We start from the raw sequence: 19,800 nt of genomic DNA on the forward strand, positions 1-19,800 counted from the left end.
CTCAGAGCGCGTCGGTGTCTGTTTCGCCGGTGCGGATGCGAACCGCCTGATCGATGCCGAAAACGAAGATCTTGCCGTCGCCGATCTGGCCGGTCTTGGCGGCCGCCGTGATGGCTTCGACGGCCTTGTCGACCATGTCGCCACTGACCGCGACCTCGATCTTGATCTTCGGCAGGAAACTGACCGCGTATTCCGCCCCGCGATAGATTTCCGTATGCCCCTTCTGACGCCCGTAGCCTTTGACTTCGGTGACGGTCAGGCCCTGGATGCCGACGGCGGTCAGCGCTTCGCGTACCTCGTCGAGCTTGAACGGCTTGATGATTGCCATCACGATTTTCATAAGGTTTCACCCTTTGCTGTTGCGGTGACCCGCGTTTGCACGACTTCACCGATCCCAAAGAGCCGGAGAGTGCCAACAAGGATTCAAGCTTCATGCCAATTGCGGAGGCAGAACATTAACCCGTTGTAAACAAAAGGATTGAGAGGCTGTCGGCCGCCTCGTGCACGCAGGCACGCCAAAGCGTATGCACAAAAAATGTGCAATTTTTCGAAATTGCCTATTTCGCCGGCTTTGTGCATGGGACCGAAACACGGAGCCGGTTTTCGCGGACAAACGGTTTTCGTTTGTCCAGAGATCCTGCTCAAACAAGACTCGCATTGCTCAACGCTTGAGCCGGATCAAGCCTTCCTGGGCCATCGAGGCGATCAGCGTGCCGTCGCGTGCATAGAGCGTACCGCGGCTGAAGCCGCGCGATCCCGAGCTCGACGGGCTGTCCTGCGCATAGAGCAGCCAGCCGTCGAGCGCGTGCGGCCGGTGGAACCACATGGAATGGTCGAGGCTCGCCGCCTGGATATCGGGATCGAACAGGCCGCGCCCATGCGCGAAGGTAGAGGTGTCGAGCAGCGTCATATCGGAGAGATAGGCGAGCAACACCGATTGCAGCGCGCGGTCGTCGGGAACCGGCCCGGCAAGGCGGATCCAGACATTCTGGCGGGGCGGCAGCTTGTCGCGGCTTTCATAGTGCTGGAGATTGACCGGCCTGAGCTCCAGCGGCCGCTCGCGCGCCCAGAAGCGGCGCACCGCGTCCGGCACGCGCTCGGCTTTTTCGAGCAGCTGACGCTGCGTCTGCAGACCTTCCGGCGGCGGCACGTCGTCGGGCAGCGCGAATTGGTGTTCGAGCCCCTTCTCGTCGACCTGGAACGAGGCTTCCAGCGAAAAGATCGCCTGTCCGTGCTGGATCGCCAGCACGCGGCGGGTGGTGAAGGAGCCGCCGTCGCGAATGCGGTCGACCTCGTAGATGATCGGCACCTTGATGTCGCCAGGCCGCATGAAATAGCCGTGCAGCGAATGCACGAAGCGGTCCGGCTCCACCGTACGCTGCGCCGCCACCAGGGCCTGGGCGATGGTCTGGCCGCCGAACACGCGCTGCCACTCCACCTGGGGGCTGCGACCACGATACAGATTGTGTTCCAGCCTCTCGAGGTCGAGAATGCCGAGAAGCTCGTCCATGGCCGCCGTCATGTTTTGTGACCTCGCCGCAAAATTGCTATGGCGGTTTCCGACAGGAAGAACGAGCCGTCAAGGGCGCAAGCCCCGGTCGACGCGCAAGGAGCCAAGACTATGGAACGCAAGGCGGACGCCAAGACCAGATCCGGGCTCGATGTCCTCGTCGCCGGCGCCGGCTATGTCGGCCTGGCCACCGCCGTCTCGCTGAAGCAGGCCCGCCCGGGCCTTGCCGTGGCGCTGGTCGATGCCGCGCCCGCCGGCGCCTGGCAAAGGGATGGCCGCGCCTCGGCGATCGCCGCGGCCGCCTGCCGCATGCTCGACCAGCTCGGCGTCTGGGCCGAGATCGCGCCGCGGGCGCAGGCGATCACCGAGATGATCATCACCGATTCGCGCAGCGCCGACCCGGTGCGCCCGGTCTTCCTGACCTTCGGCGGCGAAGTGGCGCCGGGCGAGCCCTTCGCGCATATGGTCGCCAACCGGGCGCTGAACGGCGCCTTGCGGGTCAGGGCCGAAAAGCTCGGCATCGACATCATCGAAGGCGTTGCCGTCCAAGGCTTCGAAACCAATAGTGCCGGCATCACGGTGCATCTGGCCGACGGTGCCGCACTGACGGCGCGGCTTTTGGTTGCCGCCGACGGTGTCAATTCGAAGCTGCGCGACATGGCCGGCATCAAGACCGTGAAGTGGGACTATGGCCAGTCGGGCATCGTCTGCACCGTGGCGCATGAACGTCCGCACAATGGCCGCGCCGAAGAGCACTTTTTACCGGCCGGCCCCTTCGCCACCTTGCCGCTGAAACCCGACGAGGACGGCACCAACCGCTCGTCGATCGTCTGGGTCGAACGCGCGGAGGATGCCAAGGCGCTCGTCGAAGGCGACGATCTCGTCTTCGAGCACGAACTCGAACTGCGCTTCGGCCTGAAGCTCGGCGAAATCCGCGTCGCCGACAAGCCGCGCGCCTGGCCGCTCGGCCTGACCATCGCGCGTGCCTTCGTCGCCCCGCGCATCGCGCTCGCCGGCGACGCCGCCCATGGCATCCACCCGATCGCCGGACAGGGCCTCAATCTCGGCTTCAAGGATGTGGCCGCCCTTGCCGAGGTGATCGTCGAGGCGGACCGGCTCGGCCAGGACATCGGCGCGCTCGACGTGCTCGAGCGCTACCAGCAATGGCGCCGTTTCGACACGGTGCAGATGGGCATCACGACGGACGTGCTGAACCGGCTGTTTTCCAACGACATCGCCCCGCTGCGCACCGTCCGCGACATCGGCCTCGGCCTCGTCGAACGCATGCCGCGCCTGAAGGATTTCTTCATCCGCCAGGCGTCGGGACTGTCCGCCGGCACGCCGCGCCTGTTGAAGGGCGAAGCGATCTGACCGTCTCACGGGCGGACACACCAGGGTGTGCGGTCAAGCCTAGTTGACCTCGAAACCGAGCTTCTGCCGCAGCCGCAAAATGCGTTGGTCGGCGATCTCGAGGCGCTTCTCGCCGCCCTGGGCGGCGCGGTTGACCATCTGCAGGAGATCGTTGCGTTCCGACACGTCGAGACGCTCGCGCAGGAACGGCGCCAGTTTGTCGATGACGATGGTCGTGTCATCGATCTGCGCGGCCGCCCATTTGGCGTAGATCACCGCCTCGTCGGTCTTCTTCTTGTCGGCGATTTCCGAGATCACCGACCGGATGACGGCCTCGCGCTGCGGCAGCACCGGCCCATTCTCGGAGACGATCGCGGTGATGAGCGTTGCCGCCGCCACCACCGGGTCGTCGATCGCCGTCAGCGGCGACAGGGCCGCCTGCTTGCGCAGTTTCTTGCGACGCACGGAGCCCTGGACCCGGCCGATCACATCGGCAACGTCACGCGCGGCCTCGTTCATGGCCTTCATCCGGTACCACCAGAGCGCGGCCGCTCCGAGCACGCCAAGAACAGCAATCAGGAAAGGCATGTCGGATTCCCCCAAGATCCCGCGACGATAGGAGAACTCTCAGCTTGCTTCAACGGCGAAGAAATCTCGGCCGCTCCGCCAGCACCTATTCCGTTGGGCCGCAGGCAAACAATCCTGCCTATGATCCCGGCACATTGTAGATCGCGCGCACCTCGATGGTGCCCAGTTCAGCCAGCGGAATGTCGCCGGCGATGTCCAGCGCCTGCTCGAGACTGTCGGCTTCGATCATGACGAAACCGAGCAGCTGCTCCTTGGTTTCGGCGAAAGGGCCGTCGGTGATCAGGCGCTTGCCCTCGCGCCGTCGCACCGACTTCGACGTCCTCACCGATTGCAGCGCCTGCGCGATGATCAGCTTGCCCGCTTGATCCAAGGACCTGTCATAGGCCAGCGAATCGGCATCGAGCTTGGCCATCCCCTCCGGGGTCAGCGCGTAGAGGTCTTTCTCCTCACCATAGACCAGGCAGACATATTTCATTTCGAACTCCCGTGCTGCGATGAATCATAGGATGCCGCGACAAGCATGTCAGCCTTGCCGTCGACCGCCGCCGCGTGGTCGAGAAAGCACGCCGCGACCGCGATGATGGCGACAGCCGCCAGCAGCCTGCCGAAACCGGACGCCGGCGGATCCAGCCAGAAGTCTTGCCGCCGCTGAGCCTTGCGGCCCGGGTTGTTCCACAGCGCGAAAAACAGATTATCCATGTGAACCTCCATCCGGCCACAACCCCGTGGCCGCCCGCAGGACGGTCGGGCCGGATGGAAGTCGACATTTTTGCACGCACTTTTTTCAAAAAGTTCGAAAGCGTCGCAGCCCAACACCGCGCAATGTCCAAAGAGCACAGTGGCCTTCGTGTCCGCGCGCGCTATAGTTGGCCTGACGCCGGGCTCACCCAGACAACCAGCCAAGACAACCGGCCACCGCAACCAAGGAGGACTTCATGGACCGCACTGCAAACGCCGTCTGGAAAGGCAATCTGAAAGAGGGCCAGGGCACGCTCGACACGCAGAGCGGGACGCTCAAGGGCACGCCCTATTCGTTCAAGGCGCGCTTCGAGGACGAGAGCGGTAAATCCGGCACCAATCCGGAAGAGCTGATCGCGGCGGCTCACGCCGGCTGCTACGCCATGCAGCTTTCGCACTTCCTGGCCGAGAACGGCACGCCCGCCGCCGAACTCGACGCCAAGGCCGTGGTGACGTTGGTTCCCGGCACCGGCATCACCGGCAGCGCCATCACGCTGGTCGGCAAGGTGCCGGGCATCGATGCGGCAAAATTTGGGGAATTGGCCGAGAAAGCCAAGGCCGAATGCCCAGTCTCGAAGGCGCTCGGCGCCATCAACGTATCGCTCGACGCCCGGCTCGGCTGAGCAGGCCGACCTGAAGTGACGAACGCCGGCCTGAGAGCCGGCGTTTTCGTTATGGGCGCCGGCGCCCTGAGCGGCGAACCCTCAACCGCCCAGCGCGTCAAGCCGGGCGCGTAGTGCGGCGACTTCCTGCTCCAGCGCCTCCAATCTCGCCTCCAGGTCGGAGGCAGGCATGGCTGGCGCGCTCCGCTGCGCCGAAAGGGCAGCAATGTCCACCGGGCCGGCGAGGAGATGCACGTAGCGGTCCTCGCGTTGGCCTGGCCCGCGCGGGATTTCCTGGATCAGCGGCGGGCGACGGCCGATCAGCATATCGAGTTCACCCCGCAGCGCCTCGATCGACGAAAACCGCGCCATGCGCTCGGCGCGCGCCAGGAGTTCATGCGCCGTTTGCGGCCCGCGCAACAGGAGCAGGCCGAGCAAGGCGGTCTGCGGCGTGGTCAGCGAGAAGCGCTGCGCCATCTGATGCTCATAGCGCTCCACGCGAGAGCCGAACATCTGCCGCACCAGCCCCTTCTGCTCGAGCAGCTTCAATGCCCGGTGCACCTCTGTCTGCTCCAGCGCCATGACAGGTTCGCGCGCCGTCTTCTGGTTGGCGGCGGCGAGTGCTGCATTGAGCGTCAGCGGGTAGACATCCGGCGTCAGCTCCTTCTTCTCGATCAGGCAGCCAAGCACGCGGGCTTCGACGGGGGAAAGGATGGGAAGGTCTTCGCTCATTGGATGAGTATCCTTTTTGAGGCCGGCGGGACAGCGCCCCCCTCTGTCCTGCCGGACATCTCCCCCACTTGGGGGGAGATCGGCAGCTTCGCCGACAGCACATCATCCTTCAACCTTGAAGATTGGCGAAAGCCGTAGTGACAGCCAATCTCCCCACCCGTGGGGGAGATGTCCGGCAGGACAGAGGGGGGCGCGAAGGATCGCCGTGTTTGAGATTGCCGCGAGCGAACCCGCCTAAACCCGTCTCTCCACCATCATCTTCTTGATCTCGGCGATTGCCTTGGCCGGGTTCAGCCCCTTGGGACAGGTCTGGGCGCAGTTCATGATGGTGTGGCAGCGGTAGAGACGGAACGGGTCCTCGAGATTGTCGAGGCGCTCGCCCTTGGCTTCGTCGCGGCTGTCGATCAGCCAGCGATAGGCCTGCAGCAGGGTTGCGGGGCCGAGATAGCGGTCGCCGTTCCACCAGTAGCTCGGGCACGAGGTCGAGCAACAGGCGCACAATATGCATTCGTAGAGCCCGTCGAGCTTCTCGCGGTCCTCATGGCTCTGCAGCCATTCCTTGGCCGGCTCCGGCGACACCGTCTTCAGCCACGGCTCGATGGAGGCGTGCTGGGCGTAGAAATTGGTGAGGTCGGGCACCAGATCCTTCACCACCTGCATGTGCGGCAGCGGGTAGACTTTCACGGCGCCGGAAATGTCGTCGCAGCCCTTGGTGCAGGCCAGCGTGTTGGAGCCGTCGATGTTCATGGCGCAGGAGCCGCAAATGCCTTCGCGGCAGGAGCGACGCAAGGCCAGCGTCGGGTCGATCTTGTTCTTGATCCACAGCAGCGCGTCGAGCACCATCGGCCCGCAATCGTCCATGTCGACGAAATAGGTGTCGATGCGCGGATTCTCATCATCGTCGGGCGACCAGCGGTAGATGCGGTATTCCCGCAGATTGGTGGCGCCCTCCGGCTTCGGCCAGGTCTTGCCCTGCTGGATCTTCGAGTTCTTGGGGAGCGTCAGTTCGACCATTTACCTCAGGTCCTTTCGGATGACGAGCTTCAGCCCGGACCAGATTTCATTGACGGCGGCGACCTTCACATCGACAAGGTCGAGCTTCAGCGCTTCAGTGCGGACAACGCCTTCGGTGACGTCGGTCGGCACCTTCGACGCCTTTTTCGGCCAGGACACCCAGACCATGCCGTCGCGCTTGATCGCCGCTTCGACATCGCCCAGGCGATCCTCGATCTCGGCGCGCTGTCGGGTGAAGGCATGGACGGCGTCGTATCTTTGATGGCTGCCTGAAATGTCGGACCATTCGGCAAGCCGGTCGACCTCGGCAAAATCGACGGCGCTGGCCAATGCATCGAGTTCCGCAGGCAGCGCGATGAAGGCGGCGGTCATACCGTCCTTCAGGCCGAGCTTGGCCGGAAGGGGCGTGCCGGAATATCCCGCTGCCACCAGCGCCATGGTCAATACACCCTGGCCTTTGGCGCGATCTTGGCCGGGTTGATACCGCCGTCGGCTTCCTTGCGCTGCAATTCGGTGTGCACCGGGCGATAGCTGAGCGTCACCTCGCCGGCTTCGTTGAGCCGGGCCAGCGTATGCTTGCGCCAGGTCACGTCGTCGCGCGCCGAAAAGTCCTCGCGGGCGTGTGCGCCACGGCTCTCCTTGCGCGCCGCGGCGCCATAGACCGTGGTGATGGCATTGGCCATCAAATTTTCCAGCTCAAGCGTCTCGACCAGGTCGGAGTTCCAGATCATCGAGCGGTCGGACACTTTTATGTCCTTGAGCTCGCCCCAGATCTGCGAGACGCGCTTGCAGCCATTGTCCAGCGATTCCTGGGTGCGGAACACCGCCGCGTCCTCCTGCATCGCCTTCTGCATCTTCTCCCGCAGCACCGCCGTCGGCGTCGAGCCATTGGCGTGGCGCAGCCGGTCGAAGCGATCCATGATCTTTTCTACAGAGGCTTCGTTGGGCGAAGGGATAGCTGAATTGCGGTCGATGACCTGGCCAGCCCGGATCGCCGCCGCGCGGCCGAACACGACCAGATCGATCAGCGAGTTCGAGCCCAGCCGGTTGGCGCCGTGCACCGAGGCGCAGCCCGCCTCGCCGACAACCATCAGCCCGGGCGACACCCGGTCCGGGTTCTCCGCCGTCGGGCTCAGCACTTCGCCCCAATAATTGGTCGGCACGCCACCCATATTGTAGTGCACCGTCGGCAGCACGGGGATCGGCTCCTTGGTCAGATCGACGCCGGCGAAGATCTTGGCCGATTCCGAAATGCCGGGCAGCCGCTCATGCAGGACGGCCGGGTCGAGATGGTCGAGATGCAGGAAGATGTGGTCCTTCTTCGGGCCGACGCCGCGGCCCTCGCGGATTTCCAGCGTCATGCAGCGCGACACCACATCGCGCGAGGCAAGGTCCTTGGCCGACGGCGCGTAGCGCTCCATGAAGCGCTCGCCTTCGGAATTGACGAGATAGCCGCCCTCGCCGCGCGCGCCTTCGGTGATCAGGCAGCCGGCACCATAGATTCCGGTCGGGTGGAACTGCACGAACTCCATGTCCTGCAGCGGGAAGCCGGCCCTGGCTGCCATGCCGCCGCCGTCGCCGGTGCATGTGTGTGCCGACGTCGCCGAGAAATAGGCGCGGCCATAGCCGCCGGTCGCCAGCACCACCATCTTGGCCGAGAACCGGTGGATGGTGCCGTCGTCGAGATTCCAGGCGACGACGCCGGTGCAGGTGCCGTCCGGCTCCATGATCAGGTCGAGCGCGAAATACTCGATGAAGAACTGCGCGTTGTGCTTCAGCGACTGGCCATAGAGCGTGTGCAGCATGGCATGGCCGGTTCGGTCGGCGGCGGCACAGGTGCGTTGCACGGGCGGGCCTTCGCCGAAATTCATCATCATGCCGCCGAACGGCCGCTGATAGATCTTGCCCTCTTCGGTGCGCGAGAACGGCACACCGTAGTGCTCGAGCTCGTAGACGGCGGCGGGCGCCTGCTGGACCATGTACTCCTGCGCGTCGATGTCGCCCAGCCAGTCCGACCCCTTGACGGTATCGAAGAGATGCCATTGCCAGTTGTCCGGGCCCATATTGGCGAGCGAAGCGGCAATGCCGCCTTGCGCGGCCACCGTGTGCGAGCGGGTCGGGAACACCTTGGTGATGCACGCCGTGCGCAGGCCCTGTTCGGCCATGCCGAGCGTGGCGCGCAGGCCAGCCCCTCCGGCGCCGACGACCACCACATCGAATTTGTGGTCGACGAAAGTGTAGCCTGCCGTATTGGCCGATTTCGCGTCCTTGGCCAAATCAGCCTCCGAATGCCAGCTTGAGCAGGGCGAAGATCGAGGCGACGCCGACCACTACCGTGAAAAAAGTATTGAGCGCGATGAGCGCCAGCTTCATGCCTTCGGCATGCACGTAATCCTCGATGATCACCTGCATGCCGATACGCATGTGATAAAGGGGAGAAATGAGCACCAGTGCCATCACCAGGGCCACCAGCGGATTGGCGAGCGCTGCGCGCACCTCAGCATAGCTGGCGCCGTTGAGCGCAATCAGGAAGCCGGTGAAAAACAGGATCAGCGGAATGTTGGCGATTGCCGTCAGCCGCTGGCGCCAGAAATGCCCGGTGCCTTCGCGGGCGGAACCCAGGCCGCGGACCCTGGCCAGCGGCGTGCGCATGTCGGTTTTGCCAGTGCTCATGATCAGGCTCCCCGCGCCATGTAGCCGGCGACCCAGATCAGTAATGTGAGCAGGATCGAGCCGGCCAGCGTCGCCCAGGCGATCTTCGACGCCGTGTGCTTTTCGAGACCGGCGCCGGTGTCCCAGACAAGGTGGCGCACACCGCCCAGCATGTGGTGCATCAGCGCCCAGGTGTAGCCGAACAGGATGAGCCGGCCGAGCCAGGTGCCGAAGGCCCAGTTGACCCAGTCGAAGGCGCCTTGCGAGCTTGCCGCCGCCATCAGCCAGATCGCGACCAGCAGCGTGCCGAAATAGAGCGCACCGCCGGTGATGCGATGGATGATCGACATCATCATGGTGATCGGCGGCCGGTAGACCGTCAGATGCGGCGACAGTGGCCGTTCACGTCTGGCATTGGCGCGGGTGGCTGGTGATCTGCTCATGGCTCCCCCAGTTCGACGTCCGGAGCCGCGATGGAAAGCGGCATTTGCCGCCCTTATGTATGACTTCGGACAGCGGGTTTCTAATGCTCTTTTTGCACCGCGTCAAAGCCAGAAAATCGTTTTGGAAACGTCATTTAGTCTGACAAAAAGGCAGGCTCGGGCTTCAATCGATTAGGGGCTGGTAGCCCGCGCCGCGGTCAATGTCGCTGCAGTGCAGCATACGCAACTCGTTAGCTGTGCGGTCTATCGCCTGCAGGTCCGCGGCGTCGAGCCCCTCTTCATCACCAGCGCCTCGCGCCCGTCGATCACGATTGCGTTATGCGTGGCGGCTTCCTGATAGCGGCTGGACTGGTTGGCGGGCGACGCCACGAATTCTTCGGTCGCGCCGTCCGGCCCGATCACACGCAACGACGAGCCGAGATTCTGAATGGTGATCGCGCTGCCATTGCCGCATCCATAGGTTGCCGTACCCACTGCGGATCGCGGCGCGGTAAGGTCGGTGGTGATCTTGGTTGGCGATGTCGGAGGCGCCACGGCTGCCATGGATTGCTGAGCCGGCGCGGGCGAGACGGTGTTGGCCGCCATCGGCGCATTGTCCTGCGGCACACAGGCGGCAACGATGGCGAGCAACGGGAGAAAGGACACCCAAACCGACCGGCGCAACGCCATATGGTGTCCTCCCCTGCGGCAAGCTAGCCGCTATGCTTTGCCAAGATCAAGATCGACCCGATGGCTGGCGGCGATGGTGCGGCCAAGCATGGCCGAATGATGGCCACGGGGTTTTCCCTCAAGTCGGAAATTAACCATGTTTGACGAGACATCGCCGGCAAACGCGCCGGCCTCTTAACAAAGGTTAAGAAAAGGTTAATTTCTGATTCGAGGAGCCAATGCATGTCGTCCAAGAACGCGTCAGCGGTTTTGGGACAACGGCATGCATCCAAACAAGGAGTAAGGCGCGTCGCGACGCGCTTTGGCCTCTACCATCAGGGGCCTCTAACCATCAGGAGGACGTCATGCGTTCCAACTCTGGCAGATCGCGCCTCGCGGCGCTCATCGTGGCCGCCTCGGTCGCCGGCCTGACGACACCCGCACTTGCGGGGGCTCGCCACCAGGATCGCGTCTACGCCGATTCCCTCGGCAATCTCGTCATCGACAGCTCAGCCGGCTACAAGCGCATCATCGTTGGCGAAGGCAAGCTCGCCAAGCGACTGTCCGACTACACCAGCGCCGGCCAGCCCAAGGTGATCTACCAGGACGAAGCCGATGAGATATCGGGCGGCAGCGATTGCTACCGGCCGCCGGTCTTCGTCAAGGGCAGAAGCTACATGTACGGACTTTCCGAAGGCGAGATGCCCGAACTCAGCCCCTGCCGCTAAAGCATGATTCCGAAAAGTGGAACCGGTTTTCGGAAGAGATCATGCTCCAAGAAAAGAGCTGGATCAGGATGACGGTCCAACCAAACGTCACCCTGATCTGGAACTCACGACCATTGCATTAGCTGGCCACTCGCCTCCCGGCCCGGCTGAGACACGCACGCAGTCGCGTCCGGCATTCTTCGCCAGATAAAGCGCCTCGTCGGCGCGCCGCATGAGATCGGCAATGGTTTCGCCCGGATGAAGTTCGGCAACCCCGAAGCTCGCCGTGCAGCGATTGTCGGCCGGCAGCCCGTCGATGGGCAGTGTGCCGAACGCGCTGCGCGTGCCCTCGGCGAACAGCCGGGCGCCGGCAAGGTTGGTTCCCGTCAGGATGATGGCGAACTCCTCGCCACCGATCCGGCCCGCGGCGTGGTGGCCGGCGGCGGCCTCTCGGAGGAGGCCGGCGAAGGTCTCGATCACCCGGTCGCCGGACGCATGGCCGAAACCGTCGTTTATGCTCTTGAAATGATCCAGATCGGCGATCACCAGCGCGACCGGCACGCCTTGCCGCACGGCGCCGAGCACCGCCAGCTCGGCCTGGCGCGTGAAGCCCCCGCGATTGAGCAACCCCGACAGCATATCCATCTCCGACTTCGAGATCACTTCGGCCAGCACATCGCGAGCGAGTATCGCCAGCGTCAGCAGCGCAAGCGCCAGAGCGAAGACGGTGCCGAGCGACTGCGACACCAACGCGTAGCTGCTTTGCAGGTAGGCCTGCGGATTGGCACCCCAGCCGCCGAGCGCATGGGCGATGAACGGCTTGGAGGCGAACTGCAGGCCACTGGCCGCGAGCACCCCCATCAATATGAGATCGAGCCGGCCACGCCTTTGTCTTGACGACCAGACGATGGCCAGCCCGACGAACTGCATGACGGCATAGGGAAGCTGGTAGGCCATCATGCGGACCAGCGATTGGCGCGGCAGGTCCTGCACGAAATAGACGGCGACAGTGGCGGCGAACAGGAAGAACAGCATCGGCGACCATGGCGGCGCCACGCCGTATTTGCGGGCCAGCCCGCCATTGAAGGCGATGGTGGCGGCAAGGAAGACCGCGAAGGCTGCGACCACCGGGAGCCGCGCATCGCTGAAGGCGGGAATGCTGAATTCGATGGCCGAATAGACCACGCCCAGCAGGTAGCCGAAGGCAAACCAGCGCGCCGGCGCGCGGCCGGCATCATGCAACGCGACCGCCATGAAGGCTGCCGCCAGCAGGCCGGCAACCGATACGTTGATCAACAGGATGAAGTTGGCGCCGCTCATCTTCTTTAAACCCCGAGCCCCACCTAAGCATCGACGGGCGAAAAAGACGTTAACGCGAGGCCGGGCGCGCGTGATCAGCTCACCTTGAGCGGCTCCGCCACGAACACCGCTTCCGGTCGCTCGTAGGACAGGCGCACACTGTCGCGGCCGTTCTTCTTGGCCTTGTAGAGCGCCTCGTCCGCGCGGCGCATCAGGGGCTCCAGCGCCTCGCCGCCGCTGCGCGCCGCCACGCCGAAACTGGCGGTGACCTTGGTGCCCGGAGGAAGCCCGTCGACGCTGCCGGCCGAATAAAGCGTGCGCACGGCCTCGGCGAACAATCGCGCCGACGCGAGATCGCTGAGCGGCAGGAGCACGGCGAATTCCTCGCCGCCGATACGCCCCGCGGCACCCCTCGTCCCGGCCGCCGCCCGAAGCTTGGCGGCGAAGTCGGCGATCACGCGGTCGCCCGCCGCATGGCCATGCACATCGTTGAGCGCCTTGAAGTGGTCGAGATCGGCCAGCACCAGGGCCACCGGGAATTTTGCCCTGGCGCAAGTCTCCAGCAGCATCGCGGCGCGCTCCTCGAAACCGCGGCGGTTGAGCAGGCCCGACAGCGGATCGGTAAACGTCTCGGTCTTCAGCGCCTTCATCACGTCGAGTGCGGCGGCGGTGAACAGGCAGAGCGCGATCAGCAGCGACAAAAGCGCGTGCGACAGCAGCGCGGTCGTCCAGTAGGACGAACCATAGAACCCGTCATAGCTGGCAAACGGGCCGTGCGCGATGACCACGACGAGGGTGCGGACGAAGAAATTGAGGCCTGACAGCAGCGACAACACGAACAGGATTTTTTCCGTCGGGCCGTGGTTGCGCACCGGCCTGAGTTCGGCGGCGACCAGCAGACTGATGCCTCCGAAGGCGAAATTCATCGCCAGGATACGCCAGGTGAGATCCGGCGCCACGAACAGGAACCAACAGAAGGACACCAGCCCGCCAAGCGCCAGAACTCCGATCCCGACATAAGGCACCTTGCGGCCGTAGCGGGCGACAATGGCGCTGGACAGGCAGCAGCCGGCAATGGCGAAGCAGATGTTGGACACCAGCTTGGTCAGCGCCATGCCGATGGGCAAGGTGAAATACTGGAACAGAAAGCCCGGCGCCGAGACGCAGTAACTGAGCGCCAGCACCGCCAGATAGGGACGATGGCGCTGATAGGCCCATAGCACGAGGAACGCCGCGCCGAGGGCTAGCGCGATCGTCGGATTGAGCAGCGCTATCAACAGACCGGTGTCCAAAAGACGGTGACTTCCCCTCGCTGACGTCGGGGAAGAGCTTAGAGCGCAAGCCCAAACAAGCGGTTAAGCCGAGCCATGTCTCGACATATTGTCAGGGAACCCCAACCCGCGGCCAGCGTTCTGAGGTCACAATCGGGAGCAGCCCATGGCCGACATGATTACACTGACCGACCACGAAGCAATCCGCTCGTGGGCTGCCGGACGAGCCGGTTTTCCCGCGATCGTCGACATATCGCCCGAAGCGGGAACACAGCCCATGTTGAGGCTGGTCTTTGGCCAGCATGCCTACCAGGATCAAGACCAGCCGGAACGGCCGATCAATGCCGGAGGCTATGAACTCGTCGAATGGGACGAATGGTTCAGGCTCTTCGAAGAGCAGCAGTTGGCGCTTGTGGTCGCTGCCGACCAGCCGGGACGCCGGGAGGAGTTCCACGAGCTCGTCCGCCGCGACGGAAAGCCTTGAACCCGAGCCCATTTGGCTCGGGTTCTGTTGAAGTTGGGATTATTTCCAGTCGCGGATGTCGACGAAGTGGCCGGCGATCGCCGCCGCCGCCGCCATCGCCGGCGAGACTAGGTGGGTGCGGCCCTTGAAGCCCTGCCGGCCCTCGAAATTGCGGTTCGAGGTCGAGGCGCAGCGCTCATGCGGCTTCAGCCGGTCGTCGTTCATGGCCAGGCACATCGAGCAGCCCGGCTCGCGCCAGTCGAAGCCGGCGGCGAGGAAGATCTTGTCGAGACCCTCGGCTTCCGCCTGTTCCTTGACCAGGCCGGAGCCCGGCACGATCATCGCATCGACATGCGCACTGACCGTTTTGCCTTCGACCACCTTGGCGACGGCGCGCAGATCCTCGATACGGCCATTGGTGCAGGAGCCGATGAAGACGCGGTCGAGCGCGATGTCGGTGATCTTCGTCCCCGGCGTCAGGCCCATATAGTCGAGCGCGCGCTGCTTGGAGGTGCGCTTGTTCTCATCGGTGATGTCGGCCGGGTTCGGCACGATACCTTGCACCGAGACGACATCCTCGGGCGACGAACCCCAGGAGACGATCGGCGGCAGCTTGGCCGCGTCGAGCACGATCACCTTGTCGAAATGCGCGCCTTCGTCGGACTGCAGCGTCTTCCAGTATCCGAGTGCCGCATCCCAGGCCGCGCCCTTCGGCGCGCGGGGCTTGTCCTTGACATAGGCGAAGGTCGTCTCGTCGGCGGCGATCAGGCCGGCGCGCGCGCCGCCTTCGATCGACATGTTGCAGATCGTCATGCGGCCTTCCATCGACAGCGAGCGGATCGCCTCGCCGGCATATTCGATGACATAGCCGGTGCCGCCGGCGGTGCCGATCTCGCCGATGATGGCCAGGATGATGTCCTTGGCGGTGACGCCTTCCGGCAGCACGCCGTCGACACGCACCAGCATGTTCTTGGCCTTGCGCTGGATCAGCGTCTGCGTCGCCAGCACATGCTCGACCTCGGAGGTGCCGATGCCGTGCGCCAATGCGCCAAAAGCACCGTGCGTCGAGGTGTGGCTGTCACCGCAGACGATGGTCATGCCGGGCAAGGTAAAGCCCTGCTCGGGACCGATGATGTGAACGATGCCCTGGCGGATATCGTTCTCGGAATAATATTCGACGCCGAAATCCCTGGCGTTCTTGGCCAGCGCCTCGACCTGGATGCGGCTTTCCTCGTTCTTGATGCCGAACTTGCGCTCGGGCGAGGTCGAGACATTGTGATCGACCACGGCCAGCGTCTTTTCCGGATGACGGACCTTTCGGCCGCTCAGGCGCAGGCCTTCGAAGGCCTGCGGGCTCGTCACTTCGTGGACTAGGTGGCGATCGATGTAGAGCAGGCAGGTGCCGTCGTCCTGGCGGTCGACGACATGGTCGTCGAATATCTTGTCGTAGAGGGTGCGCGGTGCGCTCATGTGCGTAAATCCGTCGATATGAGAATGGAAAGGAGCAGATGCCGGCAGGTCGGGTCCGGCGCAACGACCTGGGCAGGTCGGCCTAGCTAAGTCGGCTGGTCAGCGCGCCGCTGACGCGCGCGGAAAAGCGCGACGGCAGGCGTTTTCTGTCCTGCAGCACGAACCCTTTGTAGGCCGGATCGCCAAAAAGCTCTTCCATGGCGTGGCTCATATCAATGTTTTGGCTTTTCGGCAATTGCGGCGTGGCGCGGCGCGGCTTTCCCTTCTCCCCTTGTGGGGCCCGAAGGGCGGGCGAGGCCCGTGACTCGCCCCGGGCGGTGGATCGGCGCGCAGCGCCGAGACGGTTGAGGGGTGCGCGAAGGATCTCCGTCTTTGCCAAGCTGGAACACCCCTCATCCGACCTCGCTTCGCGAGGCCACCTTCCCCCACAAGGGGGGAAGGNGCTGGAACACCCCTCATCCGACCTCGCTTCGCGAGGCCACCTTCCCCCACAAGGGGGGAAGGAAGAACTCGCAGCTCACAGCACCTCGAACACAAACGTCTTCACCAGCGCATCCGGCTCAGCGATCGCGTAACAGCGAAACCACGGGCTTTGCTCGACCGGCCGCCATTTCCTTGTCCGCTCCAGCTCATCGAACGCCGCCTGAAAACCGCCGTTTTCGAACACCTGGTCGCGCACGGTGAAGATGGCGTGGCCGCCCTTTCTGGTGATACGCACCAGCTCGTGCAGGCCCGAGGCCGGCGCGTGGCTGATGGTGAAGACGCCGGTCGAGAAGAAGGCGCGGAAATACCCGTCCGGCCATGGCAACGGCCCGCCAAGCATCGCCTGCTTCAGCTCGCCATAGGCGTTGCGGCTGCCGGCGATCTTCAGCATGTCGTCCGAGAGATCGAGCCCGGCAATGTCGCCGTAGCCCAGCGCCTTCAACGACGGCCCCGACAAGCCGGTGCCGCAGCCGGCGTCGAGCAGCGGGCCTTCACCCGCTGGCACATGCCGCGCCACCCAGGCGGTGATCAGGAACGGGAGCAAATAACCGAGCGAGGCGGTTTCGCTGTCATAGGTCGCGGCCCATGCGGCGTAGGCCTCTTCAAGCGCTTCCGGCGTGTCGGCGCCGTAGACGGAATCCAGCGCGGCATTGGCCTTGTCGACGATCATGAAACCTCCCAACCAGATATGTCGGGATGATCGTAACGCCGTCCTTGTCCAAAAACTATTCCTCGTGCTGGCGACGCAGCCGCCGCTCCAGCGCCCTGAGCGCCAGCGACAGGCCGACGGTCAGGATGAGATAGATGTAGGCTGTTATCGAATAGGTCTCGAAGAAGCGAAAGGAGCCGGCGGCATAGACCTTGCCCATCTGGGTGATATCGGCGACGCCGAGCACCGAGACCAGTGAGGAATCCTTGACCAGGGCGACGAAATCATTGCCCAGCGGCGGCAGGATGGTGCGGATTGCCTGCGGGAACACGATCAGCCGGAAGCGTTGCGCGCGGCTCAGCCCGAGCGCCTTCGCCGCCTCGATCTGGCCTTTTTCGACAGCCTGGATACCGGCGCGGAAAACCTCCGAGATAAAAGCCGAGTAGCCGATGGTCAGCGCCATGACTGCGCGCCACAAAAGCGACACGTCGCGCACCAGAAGCTCGCCGAACAGGCCGGCATTCTGCAGCGGCGCGGTCAGCGCGTTCCAGGCCGCGACGAAGGCCGGCGCGCCGGCGAAGGCGATCCAGAACAAAAGCACCAGGATCGGCACCCCGCGGATGATTTCGACGTAGAAGCGGGCGATCTGGCGCAGCCAGCGCGAGCCCGACAATCCCATCAGCGCAATGCCGAGACCAATGGCCGACGCCAGCGCAAAGGCGACAACGGTGACGAAGACGGTGACGCCGATGCCCTTGGCGACCGTGGCGAAGACCTGGGCATAAAGGTTGCTGGTGGCGATGAACAAGGCGGCCGCCAGGGCCAGGACGGCGGCAACCGCAAGCCACCAGGGGAAGTCGGGTTTGGAGGAGGACAGAGGTGCCATCAGGCAATGCTGACAAGGCAGATATCGCGAAGGTCAGGTGCCAAGGCGCCCCCCTCTGTCCTGCCGGACATCTCCCCCTCAAGGGGGGAGATTGGCAGCCTCGTCGGCGGTACTCTTCTTACAACATTGCTGATTAGCGAAATCGGAAAAGACATCCGATCTCCCCCCTTGAGGGGGAGATGCCCGGCAGGGCAGAGGGGGGCGTTCAAGCGCAAAGTCAGCGGGAAATCACTGCCCCATCTTGTAGTCAAGAAACCACTTCTTGTTGAGCGCATCGAAGGTCCCATCCGCCTTCAGCGCCGCGATCGCTGCGTTGACCGGCTTCACCAGGTCGGACCCCTTCGGGAAGATGAAGCCGAAATCCTCGGTGCCGAGCGGGCCGCCGATCAGCTTCAGCTTGCCCTCGGAAGCATCGACATAGCCCTTGCCTGCGGTGCCGTCGGTCAGCACCACGTCGACGTCGCCGGACTTCAACGCCTGCACCGTGGCGCCGAAGGTCTCGAACAGTTTGATGCGCGGGTTCTGCTCGTTGCCATCGAGCACGCTGTAGACGGCGGTGTAGAAGGGCGTGGTGCCGGCCTGCGCGCCGATCAGCCCGTCCTTGAAGGCGCCGAAGGTCTTGGCATCGGTGAAGCGGCTTTCATCGCCACGCACCAGCATGAACTGTTCCGAGCGCATGTAGGGGTCGGAGAAATCGACCTTCGCCTTGCGGTCGTCCTTGATGGTGATGCCGGTCATGCCGATGCTGTACTGGTTGTCGGAAACCGCCTGGATCATCGCGTCCCAGGAGGTGTTCTGGTACTCGACCTTGAAATTGAGCCGCTTGGCGATTTCGTCCATCGCGTCATACTCCCAGCCGATCTGCTTGCCGGTCTTGGCATCGATGAATTGCAGCGGCGGATAGGCGTTCTCGGTCACCACCACTACCTTCTTGCCGCCGAGATCGGGCAGCGCCTGCGCGAAGGCGGCAACGGGTGTCAGGATGAGGGCAAGCAGGCCGGCCAGCAGCAGTTTCGATTTGGTCATGACACACTCCCGAAAATTGAAAGCGCCCGGACGTCGGCCGGGCTTGCAGGAAAATCCGCGCCGACTTTAGCTTGCCGCAAGCGCCACGCAAGACGGTCCGCTGCGTCAGTGCAGGCGAAAAGGGATTCCGATGCCCTCAATCGATGAATTTCGGGCCGGGAATTTCGGGGTGATCGGTTACACCGAGTCAGGGGTCAACGCTTCCGCGTCCGCCGGCCGGTCATCGGCGATGGCGCTGCGCATGCTTGAAACGAGGCGGGTGAGTGTCGCGTGCAAGGCTTTCAAGTCGCCCGGCTCCAGCGGCACGGCGCAAGCCAATGCAGCGGACACGTCCTTCATGCGCGCGCGCAACGCCTGGCCCTTGGCCGTCGGTTCCACCAGCACGCGGCGCTCGTCGGCGGCATCGCGCCGGCGAGTGACGAGACCGCCAGCTTCCATCCGCTTGATCAGCGGCGTCAGCGTGGCGGAATCCAGGCCCAGAGCCACGCCCAGCTCGCCAACCGTGCTTGGCGTGCGCTCCCACAGCGCCAGCATCACCAGATATTGCGGATAGGTCAGACCGAGCGGCTCGAGCAGCGGCCGATAGACCTTGGTCATCAGCCCGCTCGCCGAATAGAGCGCGAAGCAGAGCTGCTGGTCGAGCCGCGGCACGGGAAACGTCCCGACTGCCTCCGCCGGGACGTCGCTCGCGCTCCTTGTGGTCTTTCCCGTCATGCCGCCTTTACCGAAAGCGCTACGTCGATGTTGCCCTTGATGGCATTCGAATAGGGGCAAACATTATGCGCCTCCGATACAAGCGCTTCCGCCGCCGCCTGATCAAGGCCTTTCGTCTCCACCGCGAGCGCGACGCCGAGCTTGAAGCCCTCGCCATTGGGAAGAAGGCTGACGGTAGAGGTTATCGCGGCATCCTCGAGCGGCAGCTTCTGCTTGCGCGCGATGAAGCGGACGGCGCTTTCGAAACAGGCGGCGTAGCCGACGGCGAAAAGCTGTTCGGGATTGGTGGCGCCACCCGGCCCGCCGAGCTCCTTGGGCATTGCCAGATCGACCTTGAGAAGGCCGTCGCTGGTCTCGCCATGGCCGGCGCGGCCGCCGGTGACGTGAGCCTGTGTCGTATAGAGTGCCATATCAAATCTCCAATTATCTTGTGCGCTATTGTTTAGTACACAAGATAATATGCCGTCAACGCCCCGCGTCCGATTTCCGGGGCCGAAAGCGTTCACGGTCTGGTGAAACGAAAAAAGGCGGCCGAAGCCGCCTTTTCGAATGTAC

Annotated in this window: 25 protein-coding genes; 4 read left to right on the top strand and 21 right to left on the bottom strand. The window is 63.9% G+C overall.

Annotation, left to right across the window (positions count from 1 at the left end; genetic code table 11):
• Nucleotide 1: 1 nt before the first annotated feature.
• Nucleotides 2–340: a P-II family nitrogen regulator gene (locus X741_RS147820; protein ID WP_023765926.1), complete on the bottom strand. Its 339-nt coding sequence runs from the start codon at nucleotides 338–340 to the stop codon at nucleotides 2–4.
• Nucleotides 341–661: 321 nt separating this feature from the next.
• Nucleotides 662–1,522 carry an acyl-CoA thioesterase II gene (tesB, locus tag X741_RS147815; RefSeq protein ID WP_023765925.1) on the bottom strand — a complete coding sequence of 287 codons (861 nt, stop codon included), beginning with the start codon at nucleotides 1,520–1,522 and terminating at the stop codon, nucleotides 662–664.
• A 99-nt stretch (nucleotides 1,523–1,621) separates the two neighbouring features.
• Between tesB and X741_RS147810 the strand changes: the two genes are divergently transcribed.
• Nucleotides 1,622–2,881 (top strand): ubiquinone biosynthesis hydroxylase, encoded by a 1,260-nt coding sequence (locus X741_RS147810; protein WP_023778866.1) that lies wholly within the window; start codon nucleotides 1,622–1,624, stop codon nucleotides 2,879–2,881.
• Between the two features lie 39 nt (nucleotides 2,882–2,920).
• Here the strand turns inward: X741_RS147810 and X741_RS147805 are convergent, their stop codons facing one another.
• The 3 genes from X741_RS147805 to X741_RS147795 form a co-directional block, all read right to left on the bottom strand.
• Complete coding sequence (locus X741_RS147805; protein WP_023778867.1) at nucleotides 2,921–3,448, bottom strand: hypothetical protein; 528 nt, start codon at nucleotides 3,446–3,448, stop codon at nucleotides 2,921–2,923.
• A gap of 118 nt (nucleotides 3,449–3,566) precedes the next feature.
• Nucleotides 3,567–3,923 (bottom strand): YciI family protein, encoded by a 357-nt coding sequence (locus X741_RS147800; RefSeq protein ID WP_023778868.1) that lies wholly within the window; start codon nucleotides 3,921–3,923, stop codon nucleotides 3,567–3,569.
• Entirely contained in the window at nucleotides 3,920–4,147 is a 228-nt protein-coding gene (locus tag X741_RS147795; RefSeq protein ID WP_023778869.1) for a hypothetical protein, read from the bottom strand. Before X741_RS147795 ends, X741_RS147800 begins: the two co-directional genes overlap by 4 nt.
• A gap of 236 nt (nucleotides 4,148–4,383) precedes the next feature.
• Here X741_RS147795 and X741_RS147790 point away from each other — a divergent pair, with 236 nt between their 5' ends.
• A complete protein-coding gene (locus X741_RS147790) occupies nucleotides 4,384–4,809 on the top strand; it encodes an OsmC family protein (RefSeq protein WP_013892286.1) in 426 nt (141 codons plus the stop codon).
• A gap of 81 nt (nucleotides 4,810–4,890) precedes the next feature.
• On the opposite strand, the gene X741_RS147785 is transcribed toward X741_RS147790, so the two are convergent.
• The 7 genes from X741_RS147785 to X741_RS147755 form a co-directional block, all read right to left on the bottom strand.
• Nucleotides 4,891–5,520: a DUF480 domain-containing protein gene (locus tag X741_RS147785; protein WP_023778870.1), complete on the bottom strand. Its 630-nt coding sequence runs from the start codon at nucleotides 5,518–5,520 to the stop codon at nucleotides 4,891–4,893.
• Between the two features lie 234 nt (nucleotides 5,521–5,754).
• A complete protein-coding gene (locus tag X741_RS147780) occupies nucleotides 5,755–6,534 on the bottom strand; it encodes a succinate dehydrogenase iron-sulfur subunit (RefSeq protein ID WP_023765919.1) in 780 nt (259 codons plus the stop codon).
• The gene (locus tag X741_RS147775; protein WP_023778871.1) at nucleotides 6,535–6,972 is read right to left on the bottom strand and encodes a DUF3052 family protein; all 438 of its coding nucleotides are present in this window, start codon (nucleotides 6,970–6,972) and stop codon (nucleotides 6,535–6,537) included.
• A 2-nt stretch (nucleotides 6,973–6,974) separates the two neighbouring features.
• Nucleotides 6,975–8,810, bottom strand: a complete 1,836-nt coding sequence (sdhA, locus tag X741_RS147770; RefSeq protein ID WP_023778872.1) for a succinate dehydrogenase flavoprotein subunit — start codon at nucleotides 8,808–8,810, stop codon at nucleotides 6,975–6,977.
• 1 nt (nucleotide 8,811) lies between these two features.
• Nucleotides 8,812–9,207 (bottom strand): succinate dehydrogenase, hydrophobic membrane anchor protein, encoded by a 396-nt coding sequence (sdhD, locus tag X741_RS147765; protein ID WP_023765916.1) that lies wholly within the window; start codon nucleotides 9,205–9,207, stop codon nucleotides 8,812–8,814.
• 2 nt (nucleotides 9,208–9,209) lie between these two features.
• The gene (gene sdhC, locus X741_RS147760; protein WP_023765915.1) at nucleotides 9,210–9,629 is read right to left on the bottom strand and encodes a succinate dehydrogenase, cytochrome b556 subunit; all 420 of its coding nucleotides are present in this window, start codon (nucleotides 9,627–9,629) and stop codon (nucleotides 9,210–9,212) included.
• A gap of 243 nt (nucleotides 9,630–9,872) precedes the next feature.
• Nucleotides 9,873–10,298 carry a hypothetical protein gene (locus X741_RS147755; RefSeq protein WP_023778873.1) on the bottom strand — a complete coding sequence of 142 codons (426 nt, stop codon included), beginning with the start codon at nucleotides 10,296–10,298 and terminating at the stop codon, nucleotides 9,873–9,875.
• A 344-nt stretch (nucleotides 10,299–10,642) separates the two neighbouring features.
• Here X741_RS147755 and X741_RS147750 point away from each other — a divergent pair, with 344 nt between their 5' ends.
• Entirely contained in the window at nucleotides 10,643–11,005 is a 363-nt protein-coding gene (locus X741_RS147750; protein ID WP_023778874.1) for a hypothetical protein, read from the top strand.
• An 87-nt stretch (nucleotides 11,006–11,092) separates the two neighbouring features.
• On the opposite strand, the gene X741_RS147745 is transcribed toward X741_RS147750, so the two are convergent.
• Both X741_RS147745 and X741_RS147740 read right to left on the bottom strand, forming a co-directional pair.
• The gene (locus X741_RS147745; protein WP_023778875.1) at nucleotides 11,093–12,304 is read right to left on the bottom strand and encodes a GGDEF domain-containing protein; all 1,212 of its coding nucleotides are present in this window, start codon (nucleotides 12,302–12,304) and stop codon (nucleotides 11,093–11,095) included.
• Between the two features lie 74 nt (nucleotides 12,305–12,378).
• On the bottom strand, nucleotides 12,379–13,575 hold the full coding sequence (locus X741_RS147740) for a GGDEF domain-containing protein (protein WP_023778876.1): 1,197 nt from the start codon (nucleotides 13,573–13,575) through the stop codon (nucleotides 12,379–12,381).
• Between the two features lie 145 nt (nucleotides 13,576–13,720).
• Between X741_RS147740 and X741_RS147735 the strand changes: the two genes are divergently transcribed.
• The gene (locus tag X741_RS147735; RefSeq protein WP_023765910.1) at nucleotides 13,721–14,038 is read left to right on the top strand and encodes a hypothetical protein; all 318 of its coding nucleotides are present in this window, start codon (nucleotides 13,721–13,723) and stop codon (nucleotides 14,036–14,038) included.
• Nucleotides 14,039–14,077: 39 nt separating this feature from the next.
• Here X741_RS147735 and leuC read toward each other — a convergent pair whose 3' ends face one another.
• From leuC to X741_RS147705, 7 genes are all read right to left on the bottom strand, one after another.
• Nucleotides 14,078–15,487 carry a 3-isopropylmalate dehydratase large subunit gene (leuC, locus tag X741_RS147730; RefSeq protein ID WP_023778877.1) on the bottom strand — a complete coding sequence of 470 codons (1,410 nt, stop codon included), beginning with the start codon at nucleotides 15,485–15,487 and terminating at the stop codon, nucleotides 14,078–14,080.
• Nucleotides 15,488–15,569: 82 nt separating this feature from the next.
• The gene (locus tag X741_RS1000000170455; protein WP_198023982.1) at nucleotides 15,570–15,866 is read right to left on the bottom strand and encodes a hypothetical protein; all 297 of its coding nucleotides are present in this window, start codon (nucleotides 15,864–15,866) and stop codon (nucleotides 15,570–15,572) included.
• Nucleotides 15,867–16,004: 138 nt separating this feature from the next.
• On the bottom strand, nucleotides 16,005–16,640 hold the full coding sequence (locus tag X741_RS147725) for a class I SAM-dependent methyltransferase (protein WP_013892272.1): 636 nt from the start codon (nucleotides 16,638–16,640) through the stop codon (nucleotides 16,005–16,007).
• A gap of 55 nt (nucleotides 16,641–16,695) precedes the next feature.
• On the bottom strand, nucleotides 16,696–17,505 hold the full coding sequence (locus X741_RS147720) for an amino acid ABC transporter permease (RefSeq protein ID WP_023778878.1): 810 nt from the start codon (nucleotides 17,503–17,505) through the stop codon (nucleotides 16,696–16,698).
• Nucleotides 17,506–17,733: 228 nt separating this feature from the next.
• Entirely contained in the window at nucleotides 17,734–18,531 is a 798-nt protein-coding gene (locus X741_RS147715) for a transporter substrate-binding domain-containing protein (protein WP_023778879.1), read from the bottom strand.
• Nucleotides 18,532–18,708: 177 nt separating this feature from the next.
• Nucleotides 18,709–19,245, bottom strand: a complete 537-nt coding sequence (locus X741_RS147710) for a MarR family winged helix-turn-helix transcriptional regulator (protein ID WP_023778880.1) — start codon at nucleotides 19,243–19,245, stop codon at nucleotides 18,709–18,711.
• A complete protein-coding gene (locus X741_RS147705; RefSeq protein WP_023778881.1) occupies nucleotides 19,242–19,655 on the bottom strand; it encodes an organic hydroperoxide resistance protein in 414 nt (137 codons plus the stop codon). Before X741_RS147705 ends, X741_RS147710 begins: the two co-directional genes overlap by 4 nt.
• Nucleotides 19,656–19,800: the final 145 nt, after the last annotated feature.

The organism is Mesorhizobium sp. LNHC221B00 (assembly GCF_000502935.1).
Taxonomy (GTDB): domain Bacteria; phylum Pseudomonadota; class Alphaproteobacteria; order Rhizobiales; family Rhizobiaceae; genus Mesorhizobium; species Mesorhizobium opportunistum.